The 21,187-nt window shown below is 56.1% G+C and carries 20 protein-coding genes; 7 read left to right on the top strand and 13 right to left on the bottom strand.

The genetic code is table 11. The annotated features are described in order from the left end of the window. Window position 1 precedes the first annotated feature (1 nt). Window positions 2–1,660 carry a hydantoinase B/oxoprolinase family protein gene (locus EDC90_RS09195; protein WP_132310781.1) on the top strand — a complete coding sequence of 553 codons (1,659 nt, stop codon included), beginning with the start codon at window positions 2–4 and terminating at the stop codon, window positions 1,658–1,660. A 59-nt stretch (window positions 1,661–1,719) separates the two neighbouring features. Beyond that, window positions 1,720–2,535 carry a tellurite resistance TerB family protein gene (locus EDC90_RS09190; RefSeq protein ID WP_207903881.1) on the top strand — a complete coding sequence of 272 codons (816 nt, stop codon included), beginning with the start codon at window positions 1,720–1,722 and terminating at the stop codon, window positions 2,533–2,535. A gap of 193 nt (window positions 2,536–2,728) precedes the next feature. On the opposite strand, the gene EDC90_RS09185 is transcribed toward EDC90_RS09190, so the two are convergent. The 6 genes from EDC90_RS09185 to EDC90_RS09160 form a co-directional block, all read right to left on the bottom strand. After that, window positions 2,729–4,138 (bottom strand): FGGY-family carbohydrate kinase, encoded by a 1,410-nt coding sequence (locus tag EDC90_RS09185; RefSeq protein ID WP_245511003.1) that lies wholly within the window; start codon window positions 4,136–4,138, stop codon window positions 2,729–2,731. Continuing rightward, a complete protein-coding gene (locus EDC90_RS09180) occupies window positions 4,135–5,169 on the bottom strand; it encodes an ABC transporter permease (RefSeq protein ID WP_132310777.1) in 1,035 nt (344 codons plus the stop codon). Before EDC90_RS09180 ends, EDC90_RS09185 begins: the two co-directional genes overlap by 4 nt. Beyond that, window positions 5,166–6,149 (bottom strand): ABC transporter permease, encoded by a 984-nt coding sequence (locus EDC90_RS09175; protein ID WP_132310775.1) that lies wholly within the window; start codon window positions 6,147–6,149, stop codon window positions 5,166–5,168. Before EDC90_RS09175 ends, EDC90_RS09180 begins: the two co-directional genes overlap by 4 nt. Then, the gene (locus EDC90_RS09170) at window positions 6,146–7,663 is read right to left on the bottom strand and encodes a sugar ABC transporter ATP-binding protein (RefSeq protein ID WP_245511002.1); all 1,518 of its coding nucleotides are present in this window, start codon (window positions 7,661–7,663) and stop codon (window positions 6,146–6,148) included. The genes EDC90_RS09175 and EDC90_RS09170 overlap by 4 nt, the downstream gene beginning before the upstream one ends. An 83-nt stretch (window positions 7,664–7,746) precedes the next feature. Next, window positions 7,747–8,736, bottom strand: a complete 990-nt coding sequence (rhaS, locus tag EDC90_RS09165) for a rhamnose ABC transporter substrate-binding protein (protein WP_132310773.1) — start codon at window positions 8,734–8,736, stop codon at window positions 7,747–7,749. Window positions 8,737–8,783: 47 nt separating this feature from the next. Beyond that, window positions 8,784–9,584 carry a DeoR/GlpR family DNA-binding transcription regulator gene (locus tag EDC90_RS09160; protein WP_132310771.1) on the bottom strand — a complete coding sequence of 267 codons (801 nt, stop codon included), beginning with the start codon at window positions 9,582–9,584 and terminating at the stop codon, window positions 8,784–8,786. 193 nt (window positions 9,585–9,777) lie between these two features. On the opposite strand from EDC90_RS09160, the gene EDC90_RS09155 reads away from it, so the two are divergent. The 4 genes from EDC90_RS09155 to EDC90_RS09140 all read left to right on the top strand — a co-directional run bounded on the left by EDC90_RS09155 (window position 9,778) and on the right by EDC90_RS09140 (window position 14,303). Then, on the top strand, window positions 9,778–11,877 hold the full coding sequence (locus tag EDC90_RS09155; RefSeq protein WP_132310769.1) for a bifunctional rhamnulose-1-phosphate aldolase/short-chain dehydrogenase: 2,100 nt from the start codon (window positions 9,778–9,780) through the stop codon (window positions 11,875–11,877). 100 nt (window positions 11,878–11,977) lie between these two features. Next, entirely contained in the window at window positions 11,978–13,264 is a 1,287-nt protein-coding gene (gene rhaI / locus EDC90_RS09150) for an L-rhamnose catabolism isomerase (RefSeq protein ID WP_132310767.1), read from the top strand. Window positions 13,265–13,295: 31 nt separating this feature from the next. Further along, on the top strand, window positions 13,296–13,610 hold the full coding sequence (gene rhaM, locus EDC90_RS09145) for an L-rhamnose mutarotase (RefSeq protein WP_132310765.1): 315 nt from the start codon (window positions 13,296–13,298) through the stop codon (window positions 13,608–13,610). Between the two features lie 60 nt (window positions 13,611–13,670). Further along, the gene (locus tag EDC90_RS09140; protein ID WP_132310763.1) at window positions 13,671–14,303 is read left to right on the top strand and encodes a nucleoside/nucleotide kinase family protein; all 633 of its coding nucleotides are present in this window, start codon (window positions 13,671–13,673) and stop codon (window positions 14,301–14,303) included. A gap of 22 nt (window positions 14,304–14,325) precedes the next feature. On the opposite strand, the gene EDC90_RS09135 is transcribed toward EDC90_RS09140, so the two are convergent. The 3 genes from EDC90_RS09135 to EDC90_RS20870 are packed head-to-tail and all read right to left on the bottom strand — an operon-like array spanning window position 14,326 to window position 16,618. Beyond that, the gene (locus EDC90_RS09135; protein ID WP_132310761.1) at window positions 14,326–15,450 is read right to left on the bottom strand and encodes an anhydro-N-acetylmuramic acid kinase; all 1,125 of its coding nucleotides are present in this window, start codon (window positions 15,448–15,450) and stop codon (window positions 14,326–14,328) included. Continuing rightward, window positions 15,447–16,466 (bottom strand): serine hydrolase domain-containing protein, encoded by a 1,020-nt coding sequence (locus tag EDC90_RS09130; protein ID WP_132310759.1) that lies wholly within the window; start codon window positions 16,464–16,466, stop codon window positions 15,447–15,449. Before EDC90_RS09130 ends, EDC90_RS09135 begins: the two co-directional genes overlap by 4 nt. Then, the gene (locus EDC90_RS20870; RefSeq protein WP_165972795.1) at window positions 16,463–16,618 is read right to left on the bottom strand and encodes a hypothetical protein; all 156 of its coding nucleotides are present in this window, start codon (window positions 16,616–16,618) and stop codon (window positions 16,463–16,465) included. The genes EDC90_RS09130 and EDC90_RS20870 overlap by 4 nt, the downstream gene beginning before the upstream one ends. Before the next feature lie 498 nt (window positions 16,619–17,116). Here EDC90_RS20870 and EDC90_RS09125 point away from each other — a divergent pair, with 498 nt between their 5' ends. Then, entirely contained in the window at window positions 17,117–17,974 is an 858-nt protein-coding gene (locus EDC90_RS09125) for a MurR/RpiR family transcriptional regulator (protein WP_132310757.1), read from the top strand. Between the two features lie 54 nt (window positions 17,975–18,028). On the opposite strand, the gene EDC90_RS09120 is transcribed toward EDC90_RS09125, so the two are convergent. From EDC90_RS09120 to trxA, 4 genes are all read right to left on the bottom strand, one after another. Further along, complete coding sequence (locus EDC90_RS09120) at window positions 18,029–19,162, bottom strand: lytic murein transglycosylase (RefSeq protein ID WP_132310755.1); 1,134 nt, start codon at window positions 19,160–19,162, stop codon at window positions 18,029–18,031. A 152-nt stretch (window positions 19,163–19,314) separates the two neighbouring features. Next, window positions 19,315–19,503, bottom strand: coding sequence for a Trm112 family protein (locus EDC90_RS09115; protein ID WP_132310753.1), 189 nt, complete (start codon window positions 19,501–19,503; stop codon window positions 19,315–19,317). Window positions 19,504–19,514: 11 nt separating this feature from the next. Then, window positions 19,515–20,180 (bottom strand): LON peptidase substrate-binding domain-containing protein, encoded by a 666-nt coding sequence (locus EDC90_RS09110; RefSeq protein WP_132310751.1) that lies wholly within the window; start codon window positions 20,178–20,180, stop codon window positions 19,515–19,517. Between the two features lie 23 nt (window positions 20,181–20,203). Next, window positions 20,204–21,175, bottom strand: coding sequence for a thioredoxin (gene trxA, locus EDC90_RS09105; RefSeq protein WP_132310749.1), 972 nt, complete (start codon window positions 21,173–21,175; stop codon window positions 20,204–20,206). Window positions 21,176–21,187: the final 12 nt, after the last annotated feature.

Raw genomic sequence — 21,187 nt, 5'->3', positions numbered from 1 at the left:
GATGACTGCAATCAAAGACCCGATCACGCTGGAAATCATCCAGAACTCGCTTCAGGCCACCGCTGACGAAATGTTTGCGGCGATGCGCAAGACGGCGATGAGCTCGATCATCTATGAAGTGCTCGACATGGGCACCGGCGTTCTGGATGCCAAAGGCCAGTTGGCAAGCTCCGGCGCAGGCATTCCCGGCTTCGTCGGCGTTCTCGACAAATCGGTCAAGGTGCTGGCAGAAAAATTCTCCAGACCGGGTGATATCGAACCCGGCGACGTCTTCATCACCAATGACCCTTATTATGGCGGTGTGACGCATCTGAACGACCTGATCGTTGCCATGCCGGTTTTCGTGGATGGCACGCTGATCGCCTGGACAGCCAACATTGCCCATAACTCCGATATCGGCGGTATGGCGCCCGGTTCCATGTCGGCGGACGCCCGTGAGATATTTCAGGAGGGCTTACGCCTTCCCGCTATTAAGCTGATCTCCAAGGGTGAGCCGATCAAGCCTCTGTTCGAGGTCATTATGGTCAACTCCCGCATGCCCGATTTCATCGAGGGCGACCTTTGGGCCGCAATCGCTTCTGTGCGCATCGGCGCCAAGCGGCTTGCTGAACTTGCCGGGAAATACGGTGTCGAGACCTTCCAGACCGCTGTTGAAAACTTCATCACGGTGGGTGAACAGAAGTCCCGCGCTGAAATCGCCAAACTGCCGAACGGCACGTTTGAACTCACCGAAGAGCAGGATGACGGCAGCTTCTTCAACGTTAAGCTGACGATCACCGAAGATGAATTCATTGTCGATCTGAGAGATAATCCGGAACAGGGGGATGGTCCGTTCAATGCCAGCTTCGACGACGCGCTGGTTTCCACGCAGGTGGCCTTCAAATCTCTGACGGATTCGGCGCTTTCCGCCAATGAAGGCACCTTCCGTCCGGTAAAACTCCTGACGCGCGAGGGCACCGTCTTCCATGCAAAAGAACCGGCTGCCGTCGGCTTTTACTATGAAGTCGGCATCCGCGTTTATGATCTGATCTGCCGCTGCCTCGCACCGCACATGGATGGCCGGATCCCCGCTGGCCACTTCGCCTCGATTGCGGGCACGTTTATCGGCGGCATTCATCCCGATACCGGGCGCCAGTATACGATCATCGAACCGCAAATCGGTGGCTGGGGCGCTGAAAAGGGCTATGATGGCAACAGCGCCATCTTCTCCGCCGTTCACGGTGAAACCTTCAACTGCCCGGCAGAAATTTCCGAAGCCAGAAACGGGCTGATTATCGACCGGATGGAACTGAACCTCGAAGAAGGCGGCGAAGGCCAGTGGACAGGCGGGCGCGGTATCAAGCTTGACTACCGTATCCGCCGTGACGATTCCTTCCTCACCATCGGGTACACCCGCTCAAAGATGAAGCCGTGGTCACTGGATGGCGGCAATGAAGGTTCAAACAATTATGCGTTGGTGCGCCGCAAGGATGGTTCAGAAGAACGCTATGCATTCATTTCCGGCCTGCGCGTCGACAAGGATGATGTGATCCGCATCATGACCGGAGCCGGTGGCGGCTATGGGGACCCGAAGAAGCGCGATCCGGAAAAAGTGCGCCAGGACATCAAGAACGGCCTGATTTCAGCCGAGCGCGCTGCTGAAGTTCACGGCGTTTCTTGAAAACCAGCTGAAGCCTGACGAGAACACACAGACAAGCCCCGGTTCGCCGGGGCTTTTTCGTGCCGTATTCACAAAAAGAGGAGCGCCTTGAAAAGCGCACAAACACCTCCCAGTTCAGTTGGCTGAACACCAATGAAAAGGGCACACCGGATATGGATATCAACAAGCTGCTGGAAGGTTTTCTCGGCTCTTCAGGACAGTCTTCAAACCATCAGGCAGGCGGAAAGTCTCAGTCTGCCGTTGGCATGTCCGGCCTTCCGGGCGGCCTGGCCGGTGGTGCTGCAGCCGGAGGCGCGATTGCCTTGCTTCTGGGATCGAAAAAGGGCCGGAAGCTGGGCGGCAAGGCCATTAAATATGGCGGTATGGCGGCCGTGGCTGGTCTTGCCTACAAGGCCTACCGCGACTGGCAGCAAAACAAGACGTCCGGCACTGAGCAGCAGCCGCTTAACCTGCCGAAACCGCCAGCCGACAGCGGCTTCGACATTGAACATGATCATGACAATGAAGGCCACGATTTCCGCCTGTCTCTGATGCGGGCGATGATCGCTGCTGCGAAATCCGACGATCATATCGATCAGGAAGAACACAGCCGCATTCATGATCAGATTCAGAAGATCGGTCTGGGCGCGGAAGAAAAGGCGGTTCTGTTCGATTATTTTGGAGCCCCCGCGGATCCGGCAACGATCAGCGCACTGGCCCGGACAAATGAGCAGCGTGCCGAAATCTATCTGGCCTCAGCGCTGACGATTGACCCGGATACGCCGGAGGAGCAGCGCTATCTTGAAGCACTGGCCGGGCATCTGAATATGCCCGACGGACTGCGCGGCCATCTCGACCTGGAAGCCGCTGCCGCCCGCAGACAGCTTGAGGCCTGAAAATTGGAATCGATTTTCGGATGGCACGATGCGTAGATTGAACAAGTCAGAGCGTCCTTTGTGCGTCCGAATGGACGCACGGCGCTAACGCATCTCCGCGGATGTCAGATGTTTCCATCGGACTGCGCAATACTCCCGCCAGAATAACGATGGCTCCCGGACATCCGTTGGATGGGTTCTGGCTTCGCAATTTTCAGGACAGATCTGGCATCGTGGTTTCAATCCGCTCGGCTTTGTGTCGCCATGCTTCCGCATATGTGGCGAGCGTATCGAAATTCTCCGGTGGATCAATGCTCCGCGACACCTGAACACGTGGCGCGACATCGCCGATCACGAGGCCGGCTGCGCCGGCACTCGTGCCGCTTCCTGTGCTTTTAAACAACGGCCTGCCGACAGCTGCCGACAGCATCGACAGATAATCCGCATTTTCTGCAAAAGGGCCTTCGACGATCACCGGCCCTGAGGCGGCAGTCAGATCGAGACAAACCGCCGTCATCAGCGCCAGATACCAGGAAACACCGACAAGCCGCATACCCGGCGTCAGCGTTTCCTCATCATCCGTCCAGCCGCCGATAACACCCTGAAACGGCCCTGTATCGCCAATGACAGAGGGCATCAGCATAAGACTGTCACGCAGCAGCGCTGCACGGTCGTCATCAGTGGCAACAACGTCCTCCGCAGGCGCAGCCACTTCAAAAACCCGCCCGCCCATAAAACGCGCGGAGGGCACAGGCTCCCCGAAGGCATTGACGTTGATCAGCGTGTCACGCCTTTCATCCAAGGTTGGCGAGCGTCCACCCACAGACATCGCAATCACCCAGGTCCCGGTCGAGACCACCGAGAACGGCTGCCGCCTCGACCAGAGGTGCGGCAGCAATGACGCATTGGAATCATGGATGCCAGTATAAACCGGGCAACCGGCAGGAAGACCGCTTTTTGCCGCAATCTCAGGCAAAATGGAGCCAAGCTGCTGGTCGGCACCGCGCAAAGGCGGCATTTTATCTGAAAGGCCCAAGGCTTCCACGAGTGGAGAAAAGCTGCGCTGACGCGGTGACCAGAGATCGGAATGGCAGCCCCAGCTGGTCACCTCACCGGCACGATTGCCCGTCAGAAGATAGCCCCAGTATTGCGGATAGGGCAGCACGCAGCCGATCGAGGCAAAGGCTTCCGGAAAACGTTCTTTCTGCCAGAAGAGCTGTGCACCGATATTCAGCCCCGCTGAAAGGCGCGGCGAGCCGGTCATGGCAAATGAAGGCCGGATCACATCATAGGCCGAAGCGGTCTCGTCCGGGCCGGTATGTTCATAATCCAGCACAGGCAGAGCAAGACCGCCCCTGTCATTCAAGAGCGCCACTGTTGCGCCGTGGGTGGTCACAGATATCGCGTCAATGCCGTGAAGCTTATGGAGTTCGCAAAGGGCTGAAAGGACAAAACCAAACAGTTCATCCGTTTCGAAATGCGGATAAGGCGCTGTGCCGGTCACCGCATTGCGGTGAGACCGGGCATCCACTTCACAGGCCTTCAGCAGATCATAGACGATCACCTTGGCATTGGTCTTGCCGATATCGATAACGGCAATGTTGCGAACCGGCGTCTGCATCATAATCCGCCTTTGCGTGCACGCATGTGCTGAACAAAGCGGCCATAGAGAACCGGAATGGCAATCACGCCGATCAGCAGAAGACCGATGAAGATCGACATGACGATACCGGGAACATTCATCAGTCCGAAACCAAAGGTGACGAGACCCATAATGATTGCAGCCAGCACAACACCCGGTATTGTTCCAGAGCCACCGAGAATATTGATGCCGCCCAGCACGACCATCGTCACAATTTCAAGCTCCCAGCCAAAGGCGATTGATGGACGCGTTGAGCCCAGACGTGACGTCAGGCATATCGCGGCAAGCCCTGACATCAGCCCGGTGAGCAGGAACAGCATGAACTTCACGCGCCCGACCCTAATACCGGAAAAGCGTGCTGCCGTTGCGTTATTACCGATTGCATAAACCATGCGGCCAAAGCTTGTCATATGCAGCACGATACCGAAAATCACCGCCATGACGGCAAACAGCACCAGTTCGAACGAGACCACCCAGAACACATAGCCCTGCCCGAAAAAGGCAAAGTCTGAAGGGTATCCGGTAAAGGCCTTGTCACCGAGAATGACATAGGAAAGACCGCGGAAAAGGCTCATCGTACCAATTGTCACCACAATCGATGGAAGCCCGAGACCGGTCACCAGAATGCCATTGAAAACACCGCACAGGAGACCGACCCCGAGACCAATGGCAACAAGTTCCGGCGTACCGGCGCCAAACTGAAGCGCATAGCCCATGGCCGTGGATGCCAGCGCAATGATGGCAGCGACTGACAGGTCGATCTCCCCGGAGATGATCACCAGAGCCATGGCAAAGGCAATCAAAGCCTTTTCGGTGAAGTTGAATGTCGCGTCCGAAAGGTTCCAGGCATCGAGAAAATAAGGCGAGGCAAAACTGTTGACGACAAAGATTGCGATTGCAACCGCGATCAGCAGGCTTTCCCAGCTTTTCAGCCATCTGTGACCGCGTCCGTGTAAACGGTCAGGAACATGACGGGCTGGCGCATTATCGGTTTGAGTGTCGGCAATGCTCATAACGCATGCTCCGCGTTCTTCAGAATGACACGGCCCTTTGGCCGCGCAGCACGGGCATTCACAGCAACAGCGATGATGATCACCGCGCCGGAAATCGCCATCTGCCAGAACGGTGAAATATCGATGACCGGCAGCGCATTCTTGATGATGCCGAGAAACAGGGCACCCAGCACAGCGCCAATGGCCGTTCCCACGCCGCCGGCGATGGAAATGCCGCCGATAACGCAGGCGGCGACCACATCCAGCTCAAAACCATTGGCGATATCGACATAGGCAACCGCATAACGCGCAACCCAGAGATATCCGGCAAGCCCCGCCAGTGCACCGGCCAGAAGGTAGGCAAAGAAATGCGTGCGCCCGACAGAAATCCCGGTATAGACGGCCGCATTGGGATTGCCGCCGACAGCATAAAATGCGCGGCCAAGGCGGGTGCGGGTCAGCACCACGACCATGACTGCAATGGCTGCCAGCGAAAACCACGACAAGACAGGCAGCCCCAGAAACACTGCGCGCGGAACAGCCTTGAAGGCATCCGTCATTTCATGGGCGTTCACCCAGCCACCGCCGGTAAGAAGGAAAATAATCCCACGATAAATCGTCATCGTTCCAAGCGTCACGACAATCGGCGGGATCGAAAGGCGCCAGACCAGCAGGCCATTGATCGCACCGAGAACAGTCCCGTTGATGACAGCAGCGGCAAGTAAAAAGATAACCGGAAGATCCGGGAAAGCCACGTTCAAGAGAGCGGCAACCGTGCCGGACAGCGCAAGATTGGCGGCAATTGAAAGATCGATACCGCGGCTTAAAATCACGGCAGCCTGACCCAGCGCCAGAATGATCAGGATCGCAGTATCATTGTAAATCGAAGCGAGATTACCCGGCGCGACGAAACCGGGAAAACGCAACTCGATCGCCCCGACAAGAAGCCCGATTGCGACCAGAAGCAAAACTTCACGATGTTTCAGAAAAGCAGCCATTATGCAGCCTCCCCGATGCCCGCAGCAGAACGCACCAGTCTTTCCGCCGACATTTCGGCCCGCGAAAGCTGGGAAACGATACGTCCCTCACGCATGACAATCACCCGGTCGGACATGCCGAGGATTTCAGGGATTTCCGACGAAACCATAATGATCGAAAGCCCCCGGCTTGCCAATTCGCTCATAAAGGCGTGAACGGCGGATTTCGAGCCGATGTCGATACCCTTTGTCGGCTCATCAAGAATGATCACCTTCGGGCTGGTGGCCAGCCACTTGGCAATCACCACCTTTTGCTGGTTGCCGCCGGAAAGGTTGCCAACCGGCTGATCCAGCGATGCGGCCCGTAAATCCAGTCGCTCGGTATACTCCCGCGCCAGTGCGAATTCCTCGGCCATTTTGACAAAGCCCTTGTGAGAGACGTTTTGCAGCGATGGCAGGGTGACATTCTGAAAAATCGGCATGGCCGTGATCGCGCCTTGCGTTCCGCGCTCTTCCGGCACGTAAACAATACCTTGCCGAACCGCCTCCGACGGTGAGCGGATGACGGCAATCTCGTCATCAATTCGCACGGCACCAGCCGATGGTTTGGTAATACCGAAGAGCGCCTGCATGAACTCGGAACGGCCCGCACCGACAAGACCATAGAAACCCAGAATTTCACCTTTTCTCAGGGTGAAGTGGATATCCTCGAATTCCGTAGGGTGACGATAGCCTGCAACTGTAAGCACAGGCGCACCAATGGCCACATCCTGTTTGGGAAAGACCTGCCCGACGGGACGGCCCACCATTAGCTCAACAAGCGCACTTTCGTTCGTATCGGTGATAAGGCCCTCACCGACCATTTCACCATCACGAAACACAGTGTAGCAATCCGCAATGCGAAAGATTTCATCGAATTTATGCGAGATAAAAAGGATTGCCTTACCATCGGCCTTCAGTTGCTCGACCAGTTCGTAAAGCTCTTCGATTTCCTTTTGTGATAAGGCCGCGGTCGGTTCGTCCATGATGACGACACGAGCATCCACGGACAAAGCCCGCGCAACCGCGACCATGTGCCGGTTGGCAATCCCAAGTTCTGAAAGCCGGTGATGCGGATCGATCCGCGCGCCGATGGCATCCAGAATGGCCCTCGCCTCACGGTTAATCTTCTTCCAGTCGAGAAGACCGAACCGGTTTCTGGGCGCGTGACCAATGAAGATGTTTTCCGCAACAGTGAGCGCATCGAACAAAACCGTTTCCTGATGAATGGCGGTCACACCGTGGTGCGTGGCGGCCTCAGCGGTCGGAAAGGTGACCGGTGTTTCACGCATTGAAATTGAACCGGAATCAGGCTGATAGATCCCGGTCAGAATCTTCACCAGAGTCGATTTTCCCGCGCCGTTTTCGCCGACAAGAGCCGTGACCTCGCCCGGATAAAGCCTGAGCGAGACATCAGAAAGCGCCTTAACGCCGGGAAAGGTTTTGGTGATGCCGTCAAGCGCGATTGCGGCAACCACAGATGGATGTGTCTTGGACATAACTGCCTGCCGGAAACGTCTGTCTGAATGAATATCTTGGGCAGCCCCGCCTTTGACGGGGCTGCTCGCGGCTGAGACGTTTCTCAGAAGATATCCTTGAACTTGTCGATGTTCGACTTGTCGTAGACAAACGGATCGGCCATGGCGCCAGCGTTGTCATCGTCAAGCGTCAGCTCACCAAGGCGGCCCATGGAAAGCTCTGCGCCTGGTTTGGCTTCCGCACCATCAATCAGATCGTTGGACAGCATGACAGCGGCATAGCCGAGATCAATCGGGTTCCAGATGGCAAAGGATTCAGACGCACCGTTTTCGACATAGGCAGCCATTTCAGATGGCAACCCGAGCCCGGTGACGTTGATTTCGCCAATCTTGCCCTCATCTGTCACGGCCTGAGCGGCCGCCACAATGCCAACGGATGTCGGCGCGATGATCGCTTTCAGATCCGGATAGGACTGAATGAGGCCCTGTGTCTCGCGATAGGACTTATCGAACAGGTCATCCCCGTAAACCGTCGTGACAACATCGATATTCGGATAGTCGCCTTTGACCTTGTTCATCTCGTCGATCCAGATGTTCTGGTTCGTGGCGGTTGCCGAAGCAGAGAGCACGGCGACCTCACCGCCATCCGGCATATTGTCAGCCGCAAGCTTGATGATCATGTTTCCGATCAGAGGATTTGATGACGGGTTGAGGTGCACCATGCGGCCTTCCGGCGCCACACCGGAATCCCATGAAACGACCTTGATACTGCGTTGCATCGCCTTTTTCAGCGCCGGAACAACCGCATCCGGATCATTGGCGGAAATGGCAATGGCGTCGACCTTCTGCGCGATCAGCGAGTTGATAACATCAATCTGGCCTTCAGCTGTGGTGTCGGTCGGGCCGGTATAGATCAGTTCAACATCACCAATTTCCTCAGCGGCTTCCCTGGCCCCATCAGCTGCAGCTTCAAAGAAGCCGATCCCCAGTGCTTTTACGACAAGCGCAATTTTCTTGTCAGCCGCATTGGCGCCCTGCGCGATCAGCGCGGTGGAAACCATCGCCCCGATCAGAACTTTTTTCAAAATGCTCATCTTACTCCTCCATTGATGAACAAGGCCCGGCCTGTTTTCCTCCAAAATCAGGCTGAGCCGGTTTCCTCCATCGCTTCGGCATCGGCGATAATCACCGACACACCGGCCTCCTCCAGCATGCGGGCATCCGATGCCGCCATGCCGGAATCTGTAATCACGGTCGCAATCCGGTTCAGCCCGCACAGAATAAGGCTGGACCGTCGCGTGAACTTTGAAGAATCCGCCAGAACAACCAGCTCATCAGCCTGATCAATCAGCTTCTGTTCGGCCTGTATCAGCAGCGGATCGGTTTCCATCAGCCCGAGCGGCCCAAGCCCCTGCGCGCCCATGAACATCCGCCTGGCCCAGAAGTTCCGGGTCACATCGTTTTCAAACGGCGACAGGATGATGTTCTGTTCGCGATAAATGGCACCCCCGGAAACCATGACCGTGTTTTTGCTGTGTTTGAGCAGATGCTCGGCAATCGGAAATGAATTGGTAAACACCTGCATGCGCCTGTTGGCGAGATGATGCACCATCTGAAAGGTTGTGGTTCCACCATTGATGATGATGGAATCGCCATCATCGCAAAGGGCCACAGCAGCCTTCGCAATGGCCTGCTTCTGCCGGGCGTTCATCGTTTCATTCACGCTGAACGGACGACCGGCAAGACCGACAAACTGGGGCGGGCTCAGCGCTTCTGCACCGCCACGCACCCGCTTCAAGCGTTTTTGCACATGCAGCGCCGCAATGTCGCGCCGGATTGTCGCCTCGGAGCTTTCCGTCAGCTCAACAAGCTCGGCAACCGTTACAACCGGCCGTTCCTGCACCGCTGACAGGATGATGCGATGACGCTCTTTTTCGTGCATGAACCTCTCCTCAGCCGACAGAATTGAGATATTTTTCGTCATTGTCAATCATCAATAATCACAAACAATGACCTTCAGACCAATTTTGATTGATCTTGATCGTTTTTGATTGACAAATGCTATTTTCGCATGAATTTTCTGACAGAACACGGTGAGCTGGCCCAGACCCCGCTCGCGCAAACGGGAGGAAGACATGTCGACAAGTAACCGGACAAACCGGCTTGAGAACCTGTGGGATGAAGGCAAGGCCGCCAATATGAGCGAGGCCGAGCTTTTGCTCTATCGCTCCAACCTGCTTGGCTCCGACAAGCGGATTACCAATTACGGCGGCGGCAACACATCCGCCAAGGTTATGGAAAAGGATCCGCTTTCCGGCGAAACGGTAGAAGTTCTCTGGGTCAAAGGCTCAGGCGGCGATGTCGGCACGATCAAGATGGACGGCTTTGCAACGCTTTACATGGACAAGCTGAAGGCGCTGAAGGGCCTTTATCGTGGGCCGGAACATGAAGACGAAATGGTCGGCTACCTGCCGCATTGCACCTTTAATCTGAATGCTCGCGCGGCGTCCATTGATACGCCGCTGCATGCCTATGTGCCGAAAAAGCATGTCGATCATATGCATCCCGATGCTATTATCGCGATTGCCGCATCCATAGATTCCAAAGCACTGACCGAGAAGATTTTCGGTGGCGAGATCGGCTGGTTACCGTGGAAACGCCCCGGCTACGAGCTTGGTCTGTGGCTTGAGAAATTCTGCGCTGAGAACCCGAATGCCCGTGGCGTTATTCTGGAAAGTCACGGCCTGTTCACCTGGGGCGACACAGCGAAGGAAAGCTACGAGACGACGCTCGAAATCATCAACAAGGCGATGAGCTGGCTGGATGCAGAAATTAAGGGACCGGTCTTCGGCGGAGAGAAGGTCAAGACCCTTGATGCCGACGAGCGACGCGCAGTCGCCGGAAAGCTGATGCCAAAAATCCGCGGTATGATTTCCGAAACCGAAGGCAAACTGGGCCATTTCGACGATCAACCCGCCGTACTGGAATTCGTCTGCTCGCATGAGCTTGAAGCGCTGGCAGCGCTCGGCACATCCTGCCCGGACCACTTTCTCCGCACCAAAATCCGTCCGCTTGTTATCGATTTCGACCCGGAAAACCCGGATATCGACAAGACGGTTGAAGGCCTGGGCGCAGCCATTGAAGCGTATCGCGATGACTATGCCGCTTATTATGAGCGTTGCAAGCGTGAAACCTCACCGCCGATGCGTGACCCGAATGCGGTCATCTACCTGGTGCCCGGCGTCGGCATGATTTCGTTCGCAAAGGACAAGGCGACTGCACGTATTTCCGCTGAATTCTACGTCAATGCCATTAATGTGATGCGTGGCGCCTCTTCGGTCTCGACCTATCAGGGTCTTTCCGAACAGGAGGCGTTCGACATCGAATACTGGCTGCTGGAAGAGGCCAAACTCCAGCGTATGCCAAAGCCGAAGCCACTTGCCGCAAAGGTGGCACTGATCACCGGCGGTGCGGGCGGCATCGGCAAGGCAACCGCAATCCGCATGGCGCGCGAAGGGGCCTGTGTTGTGCTGGCCGACATTGACGATGATGCTCTTGAAACGGCGAAGGGAGAGCTTTCTGATGCGTTCAGCAAGGACATTGTGCGCACCGTTCATCTGAACGTAACGGATGAGGCCGATGTCGCCAACGGCTTCGCCAGCGCCGTGGCAGAATTCGGCGGACTTGATATTCTGGTGTCGAATGCAGGCCTTGCCTCATCGGCGCCGATTGAAGACACAACGCTGGAACTCTGGGATAAGAATATCGGCATTCTGGCGACCGGATATTTTCTGGTTTCCCGCGAAGCCTTCCGCCTGTTCCGCTATCAGAATGCGGGCGGCAATGTGGTTTTCGTCTCGTCGAAAAACGGGCTCGCCGCATCGCCCGGCGCATCGGCCTATTGCACCGCCAAAGCTGCGGAAATCCACCTGGCCCGCTGCCTCGCGCTGGAAGGGGCGGCCGCCCAGATCCGTGTCAACACGGTCAATCCGGATGCGGTGCTGCGCGGCTCGAAAATCTGGACAGGCGAGTGGAAAGAGCAGCGCGCTGCCGCCTACAAGATGTCGACCGATGATCTGGAAGCGCATTATCGCGATCGGTCAATGCTGAAACGCTCGGTTCTGCCGGAGGATATTGCAGAAGCGATCTACTTCCTTGCGTCAGACATGTCAGCAAAATCGACCGGCAATATCATCAATGTGGATGCGGGCAACGCTCAGTCTTTCACACGATGATCCGATGCGGCCTTTTTGAAAAACGGGCCGCATTTGCCTCACCGCAACCACGGTGACAAAGACATACAGCAGGCCTGCAAGCCTGCAACGGGAGGAAACCATGGACCATATGATCGACGCCGGGCTTGTTTCGGCTGAAAACGAACGGCTTTCCGCCGACCTTGATCGCGATTATGCCAATCTGGGCGAGAAACTTGCCCGCAACGGCGTCAGTATTGACGCTGTGACGGAAAAGGTTGCCGCCTATGGCATCGCCGTTCCAAGCTGGGGCGTGGGAACCGGCGGCACCCGCTTTGCCCGCTTTCCCGGCCCCGGTGAGCCGCGCCATATCTTCGACAAGCTGGAAGACTGTGCGGTAATCCAGCAGCTCACCCGCGCCACCCCCTCCGTTTCCCTGCATATTCCATGGGACAAGGTCGATGACCTTGGAGAGCTGAAACAGCGCGGTGAAGCACTTGGCCTTGGCTTTGATGCTATGAACTCCAACACGTTTCAGGATCAGGACGGCCAGGCCCACTCCTATAAATACGGTTCACTGTCCCACACCGATGCGGCAACGCGCCAACAGGCAGTTGACCACAACATCGAGTGCATTGAAATCGGCAAGGCACTCGACTCAAAGGCGCTGACTGTCTGGATCGGTGACGGATCCAACTTTCCAGGTCAAAGCCATTTCACCCGTCAGTTCGAGCGCTATCTCGATGCCATGAAAACCGTCTATGCGGCGCTGCCCGATGACTGGCGGGTTTTCACCGAACACAAGATTTTCGAACCGGCCTTTTATTCGACCGTCGTGCAGGACTGGGGTACCAACTACCTAATTGCACAGGAACTCGGCCCGAAAGCGTTCTGCCTCGTCGATCTTGGTCATCACGCCCCGAACGTCAACATCGAGGTGATCGTTGCCCGGCTTATTCAGTTCGGCAAGCTTGGCGGCTTCCACTTCAACGACAGCAAATATGGTGATGACGACCTCGACACCGGCTCGATTGATCCGTTCCGTCTGTTTCTGGTCTTCAATGAACTGGTGGAGGCAGAAGGCAAGGCAGGCTTTAACCCCGCACATATGCTGGATCAGTCCCACAATGTCACCGATCCGATTGAAAGCCTGATGCGCTCTGCCACCGAAGTCTGCCGTGCCTATGCGCAGGCGCTTCTGGTTGACCGCAAGACACTTTCCGGCTTTCAGCAGGACAATGATGCGATGATGGCTTCGCAAACCCTGAAACAGGCCTTCCGCAGCGATGTTGAACCGATCCTCGCCATGGCCCGCAGGAAATCCGGTGGCGCGATTGATCCGATCGCCACATACCGCAAGGCTGGCTACCGGCAAAAGGTCGCGGACATCCGGCCAGCTGTCAGCGGGGCTGGCGGTGGTATTGTTTAAATGAGAAACCCACTTTATGGGGGACAGTCAAATGGAAACCATTGCGCTGCGCATGAACCTTCATCCCGGCCAGGCAGCGGAGTATAAACGCCGCCACGATGAAATCTGGCCGGAGCTGGCATACGTTTTGAAGCAGGCAGGCGTTTCCGACTATTCGATTTTTCTGGACGAAGAGACCCACCACCTGTTTGCGGTCCTGAAACGCAGTGAAAATCACGGGATGGATGACATTCCCGAAAATGAGGTCGTGCGTCGCTGGTGGGACTTCATGGCTGATATTATGGAAACCAATGCAGACAACAGTCCCGTTGAAATTCCACTCACGAAAGTGTTTCATCTGCCCTGAAAGGAGCGGCACGGAGACTGCCGCTTTTAAACAACCAGATGCCATCAGCGTGGTTAGGCAATGAATCAGGCCATTTCACTGGAAGCGCTTGCGCTTTATCTGCACGACCTCGCCTCCGGTGAGCGCAGGCATTTGGTGGCGCTTGCCGGGTCACCTGGTGCAGGCAAAAGCCATGTTGCTGACGCTCTCCATCAAAGACTGAGCACAGAACGCCCCGGCAAAGTCGCTGTCCTGCCCATGGATGGCTTTCACTATGATGATATCGTTCTAAGTGAGCGTGGCGACCTGCCGCGCAAGGGCGCACCGCACACGTTTGATACCGGTGGGCTGCTTTCCACGCTGAAGCGGCTTAGCGCCGATGACGGCGCGGAAATCGCTGTTCCGGTTTTTGACCGCACACTTGAAATTGCCCGCGCCGGTGCGCGGATCATCACGCCAGAGGCACGTCTGATCATTGTTGAAGGCAATTATCTCCTGCTTGATGACAAACGCTGGCAACCGTTGACGGCACTCTTCGACAAGACGGTTTTTATCGATGTACCGGAACCTGTTCTTCGTCAGCGGCTGGAACAACGCTGGGCACATTTTTCGCCGCAAGGCCGTGCGGACAAGCTGGAAGGTAATGATCTGCCGAACATGCGCCTTGTGATTTCACAAAGCGTTGCAGCCGATTTCCGGCTGACAAACGGGTGAACGCAGCCCGCCGTCATTCGGCTCAGACGATCTTTCCGCCGGTCATCGGTGCGGGAACGCCTGTCGTCGCCGGAAAGCTGATCGGCAGGCCACGCAGAGCCCGCACAGCAAGAAAAGCAAAGCATTCAGCCTCAATGGCATCGCCGCGCCAGCCGACCTTTTCTGCCGCGACCGGCTCTACCCCGGCACGGCTTTGCAGCATCTGCATGATCGCCGGATTGCGCCGCCCGCCCCCGCAGACAACCAGCCGGTCCGGCCGCGACGGCAGAAGATCCAGCGCTTTGCCAACAGCTGAAGCCGTAAATGCCGTCAAGGTTGCAGCGCCCGTTGCCGGGTCCAGTCCATCGGCCATTGCGGCGGTAAAATCAAAACGGTCGAGCGATTTGGGATAAGCTGCTGCAAGATAAGGATGCTCCAGAAGCTTTGAAAGCCGTGCCTCATCGACCGTCCCGGAAAGCGCGAGCGCCCCGTCGCGATCCATCTCGCCAAGTCCGTTTTGTTTCATGAAGTCATTCAACGGAGCGTTTGCCGGCCCGGTATCAAAAGCGATCAGACAGTCGCCACCGTCCCAACTCGTGACATTGGCAACGCCACCAAGGTTCAGCACGGCAGTTTTGCCAGATGTATCGAGCCGCCTCAGCAGCGCCTGATGATAGCCAGCCGAAAGCGGCGCGCCCTGCCCGCCGGCCCGCACATCTGCGGTACGGAAATCATAGGCGACCTTGCAACCGAGCAGGTTATGCATCAATGCCCCGTCACCAAGCTGCCGCGTATCGCCGATCCGCCCTTTCTGCGGAGCGCGATGCAGCACAGATTGGCCGTGAAAGCCGACAATGCCGATATCGGACATCGTCATGCCCTCAGCCTCAACCAGATTGCGCACCGCCTCCGACTGGGCGCGTGTCAGCACATTCTCTGCCTGCCGGAAAATTTCAGGTTCCGGGCCATCAAAATTCCATTTACGCGCAACAGCCAGCGTTTCTTCAAGAAGTGCGCGCGTTTCGGAAGAATAAGGCGCAAGTGTGTAAGCACCGAAGGCTTCGACGGTCACCCCATCGGTTTTCAAAAGGGCCACGTCGATATTGCCGTCCAGCACAGTCCCGGTCATCAGGCCAACCGCCCAGACCGGCTTGAAAGGCTCAGTCATTCTTTCGCTCCGTTGATGCGATCGCTGACGAGTCGGCGCAGGGTCATGATGCCGCTTTCGAAATGGCGGCTCGGGTGGACCCGGTTGGTCAGAAGCGTCCACGTATATCCGCGCTCAAAATCGACATAAAGCGACGTGCCGGTGAACCCTGTATGGCCGATAGTTTCAGCCGAACAATGCGCACCTCCATGCCAGTTTTCATAGGGCCGCTCCCAGCCATGGGTGCGCCGGTCTGAAAGAGGGGTTCGCATCAGCTCAACGGACGGATCACCTTCGATATCCCGCTGAAGTAGGTTTTCCGCGTGGTCGAGAACAGCATCCACAGTGCCGAAAAGTCCGGCATGACCGGAACCCTGAAGCGCATAGCAATTCTCATCATGCACTTCGCCGCACATCACATGACCGCGCCACGCGCAATGCTCTGTCGCAGCGGTTTCAGCCGGATCGCCGGAGAAGGCAAACCCGGCGCCAGGATCAAGATCACGGATCGGCTTTCCAGCCAGCCGCTCCAGCGCGATGCCAAGCAGAATGAAATTGATGTCGGAATAAACCGGTGTTTCAACCCGCGCCCATTCACGCTGGAGAACGAACGCACGCAGCCGGGCAGGATCGTCACCATAGGTATAAATCGGCTCGACCGCGGGAAAATGAGTCGAGTGCCCGAGGCACTGACGAAACGTCACCTTCCGCTCCCAGCAATTCGGATCGTACTGGCGGAAATCGGGAATAACCGTCGTAAGCGGTGCATCAAGATCAATGAAGCCTTCGCAAGCCAGAGCAAGAATACGCGAGGTGGTAAAAAGCACCTTGGAAAGCGACGCCAGATCAAACCACATCTCCGTGGTCATTGGCCGCACCTGCGGCACGATGGCAGCCGAACCAACAGCCCGTGTCAGTCGTTTCCCTTCAAGGTCGGCATAACCAAGCACACCACCAGGGATACGGCGGCCATCAACCGCCTGCTCAAGCGCGTCAAAGGCTTTTTCAAAGCGTTCATTTGCCGAAGTTCCGGTCATCGCGCACCCACCCGTGCCATATGGTCAGCGCCAAATGTCAGCCATTCGGCTTTCGGCGGCTCATAGCCCAAAGGATGCACCAGCGAAGGCACTTCCGTCATATCCGGCGGATATCCCCGATATCGCCGTTCGACATTGATCGTGCGGCTCATTTCCCCAGTGCTCAAAGTATCGGGATTGAACCTAGGCGGATTGCGCCCCTCGGAGACCCGTTTTTCAAGCTCAAACGCCGACACGTGCAATTTGCACTCCCCTGAAGCTGCGCCGGCTTATTGCTTTTGTGGCCGTACGCTAAAGTTCATACCAGTCGCCAGCACCTGTAGTTCGTCTCATTGTTCCGCTTGCTCCGAACCAACGTCAGATTCAAGGAGGGTGACTAGCAAGTATATGTTTCTATTTCGGTTTTCGAATTTGCAATTCGCATCCGAGATTGCTGCAATAATGAGGCGAATTTCAAATTCATCAGATCAGACGCTATGTTCATAAATTCCATCTGTCAAATCTGTTTTAGAATAATTTATTCCAATTTTATGGGATCTTGGTGGACCATCGGTCACCATTATGCCCGCGGCACCAGCGAAATTCCGTTGTATTCATAATTACAGGAATTTATTATTCAAAGATCGCGCCTATGCGCAGAAAGGATACCCGTGTCTGTACTCAAGGTGATTGAAGCCCAGCTGGAAACCCTGTCACCGGCAGATAGACAGATTGGTGCCTTTATTCTGACCTGTCCTGACGAGGTGTTGCGTCTTTCCTCCGCCAGCCTTGCTGAAAAGACAGGACGCAGTCAGTCAAGCGTCGTCAAATTCTGCCAGAAGCTCGGATTTTCCGGCTATCAGGATATGAAGCTTGCAATCTCACGCGCACAGGCAAAGGAATGGCGGCCACCCGGCGCGCTCCACTCGAATATCGAGCTTGGTGACAGCCACGCGACAATTGCCCAGAAGCTTTTGTCAGCCAAGATGCAGGCCATGCAGCAGACGCTTGATGCCAATGACGAGCGCGAAACCGCGAAGGTGATCGACGAAATCGACCAAGCGCAACGCATCTATGTCGGCGGCGTCGGGGCATCCTCACTGGTGGCGCGGGACTTTTGCTACAAGCTGCAGAAGCTGGGCCGCTACGCCCTGCACAATTCGGACAGTCATGTGCAGATGGCGAATGTTTCGGCGGCCAAGACCGGTGACGTTCTGATTGCACTTTCTCACTCCGGAACAAGCATTGAAAGCGTGCGCATCGCCGAGCTTGCCAAAGCGCGCGGCGCCACTGTCATTTCCATAACGGGGCCGCAGCACAATCCGATTGCGCGGATTGCCAACATCAACCTTTACACGATTGCCGATGAAGAACGTGTCCGCTCATCTGCAATTGCCACGCGCGATGCCCAGCTGATGCTGACGGATTTCATTTTCATTCTGCTTTTGCAAAAGCAAAACGATTCCAGCGACTATATCGCCAATAGCGGCGAGGCGATTACAGCCTTAAAACTCGCTCGCGAACGCTGAAGCGAAGCAGGCTCAGCCCGGTTGCGCCCGACGCCACGCCCAATCAAGAGACGTTCAGCGCATAGTCTGCAGCAGCGCCAGCGATGGCTCGCCTGTTACGGCCAGACCGTTTTGCCTTTGATAGGCGGAAATGGCTGAACGTGTCTGAGTGCCAAAGACGCCATCAATCGTTCCCGGATCATAGCCTGCGGCCTGAAGACGCGATTGCAGTTCTTCACGTTGCTCAGCCGAAAAACCATAGCGATCCGGCGGAAAACGCCCCTTTAATGGCCCGCCTTCGGCAATACGGTCTGCCAGATGGCCAACGCCGATCGCATAGCTGGTCGAGTTATTATACCGTTTGATGACATCAAAATTCGGTCCGATGATGAAAACCGGGCCACCGGCCTGCGGTTGTATCCGTCGCGTGCCGGAAGCAGCACCCGGCGTTCCCTCCTCTCCGCCCCAGGACTGACCTTTTCTCCAGCCGGATCGCGCAAGATAGGATGCGGTGCTGGCAAGGGCATCAGTCGGATCATTGCTCCAGATGTCCCTGCGTCCATCGCCATTAAAATCAACAGCATAGGCCAGATAAGACGTCGGAATGAACTGCGTGTGGCCCATGGCACCCGCCCAGCTGCCTGTCATGCGCTGCGCACTGATATCGCCATTCTGCAGGATTTTCATGGAAGCAAGCAGTTGATTTTCAAAGAATGCTCCGCGGCGGCCATCATAGGCCAGCGTTGAAAGAGCAGAGACGACTGGAATGTTACCGCGGCGCTCGCCATACATGCTTTCCAGCCCCCAGACTGCGACAACCACATTGGCGTCAACACCATAGGTTTCTTCAATTTGTGCCAGAACATCGCGATAGCGAGCATAATTGGCCCGGCCCTTCGAAACCCGTTCATCCGAGGCGGCGATCGCGATATATTCTTCCAGTGAGCGGCTGAACTCTGTCTGATTCCGGTCCGATTCGATGACCTGCGGCTCATAGGCAGCGCCGGAAAATGCCTGGGCAAGCGTGGCATCAGAAATACCCTTTGAGCGGGCGCGCTGCTTGAAACCCGCAACCCAGGCGTCCCAGCCCGGATTACGCACAGGCTGGTTTTCTGCCACGCCGCCAAAGCTGTCAAACAGATTACTGGAACAGGATGTAAGGACAGAGGCAAGCGCCCCGACAGCGAACGCACGTCTCGTGACAGGCATCTGTGCACCTCCGCGAAGCAGCATAAACCTGCAAAATAACCTGCCTGAACCGAATTAAGATTTAATAAAAGTCAGCTACAGCATCGTGCTTTGTGCATCCGAATGGATCCACGGCGCTCTGAACGGCTTCGCCTATCCAAAACCGCACAACCTTAAACGCCTTCGAGTGGGCGCGCTTCCGATGCAAGCATGATCGGGACACCATCGCGAATGGGGAAGGCAAGTTTTGCCTTGTCTGAAATCAGCTCCTGCCGGTCAGCGTCATAGCGAAGGCGGCCCTTGGTAATTGGGCAGACCAGCAGTTCCAGCATTTTGGGGTCAATTCCGGCATCTCTGGCCATCGGCAAAAACCTTACTGGAGATTGTCGCCGGGATCTCCGGCCAGCGCAAATTCAATCATCGCAATGAACATTTCCGCACGCGATTTTAAATCCGGCGCTTCCAGAAGCGCCTGCTTTTCCGCAGGGCCGAATGGTGCCATCATCGAAAGCGCATTGACCAAAGCCAGATTGCTGGCCTGCTCGATATGCTCCCATTCTGTTTCAAGGCCCTCGGCATCCAGATAATCCCGGAATGCCTTAAGCAGGGCGGTACGATCCACGCCTTCGTCCTGTCCTTCGTCACGAAGATCACCAAGGAAAGGATTGATCTCAAAGCTGCGAAACGGCCGTGTTGTGCGCTGCTCGCTGATCAGCCGCATACGGCAAACGCCAGTAAGAGCGACCAGATAACGACCGTCACCTGTTTCAGAAAACGATGTAATCCGGCCGATACAGCCAATATTGGAAAGCGGTGTAATCTCACTGACATTCAGCGTTTCATCGTGATGAGAAGGCTGAACCATGCCGATGAGGCGATTGCCGGAAAGAGCGAGGTCGAACATCGACAGATAACGGGGCTCGAATATGTTCAGCGGTAACTGGCCCTGCGGCAACAACAGCCCGCCCGTCAGCGGAAAAACCGGCACGATCTCCGGCAAATCCTGCCGTCTGATATAACGGGCGTTACCGACCTGCATTTTTCTGCTCCTCCTGAAAAGCCTTACGCGAACAGGATCGTTGAAAGCTTGCGCCGGGCCGCAATTGTTGCCGGATCCTTCGGCCCCCAAGCCTCGAAGAACGCAACAAGCTGTTTGCGCGCACCATCGTCTTCAAACTCACGATCTTTCTTCATGATCACCAGAAGGTGCTCGGCGGCTTCGAGTCGTTTTCCTTCGGCATTCAAAACCTTGGACAATTTCATGCGCGCGCCGTGATCATCCGGGTTTAAGGACAACGTGTGTTCCAGCTCGGAGGGATCGCCAAATTTGCGGGCTTCTTCCAGTTGTTCAATCTTGGTCGCAAGTGCCTTGATCGCGTCGTCCTCACGAACTTCTTCCGGTACCTGCTCCATGATCTGTTTGGCGCGGTCGATCTGGCCCGCGGCCACCATGCAGCGACCAATACCCGCGATCGCTTTCGGGTTTTCCGGCTCGGCCTGCATCACCATACTGTAGAGTTGGGCTGCTTCCTGCATTTTCTCTTCTGCCAGAAGCTGTTCAGCCTGTTCAAGCGCAGAAGCGATTTCAGCTGCACGATCTTTTTCCGAAGGACTGGACGCGGAAAGCTTGGAAATGAATTCCTTGACCTGGCTCTCAGGCACGGCACCCATGAAGCCATCCACCGGCTGGCCACCGGAAAAGGCGATAACCGCGGGAATAGACTGAATGCCAAGCTGGCCGGCGATGGCCGGATGATCATCAATATTCATCTTCACCAGTTTGACGGCACCACCAGCCTCGTTCACCGCCTTTTCGATGATCGGGCCGAGTTGCTTGCAAGGACCGCACCAGGGGGCCCAGAAATCGACCAGAACCGGCTGATTCTGGGATTCATCAACCACATCGGCCTTGAAGTCAGCTGTTGTTGTGTCCTTGATCAGTCCGCCGGGCGGCGTCGCTCCGTTGGCGTCACTGGCCGTCACATTCATCTGGCCGCCAAACGAACCGCCATAAGGATTGTCGAAACCGCTCATCATCTTCTCCCC

It is taken from the genome of Martelella mediterranea (genome assembly GCF_004342225.1).
In the GTDB taxonomy this organism is placed as follows: domain Bacteria; phylum Pseudomonadota; class Alphaproteobacteria; order Rhizobiales; family Rhizobiaceae; genus Martelella; species Martelella mediterranea_B.
Note: the sequence above shows the minus strand (reverse complement) of the source record. Positions and strands in the feature narration are given on the sequence as shown.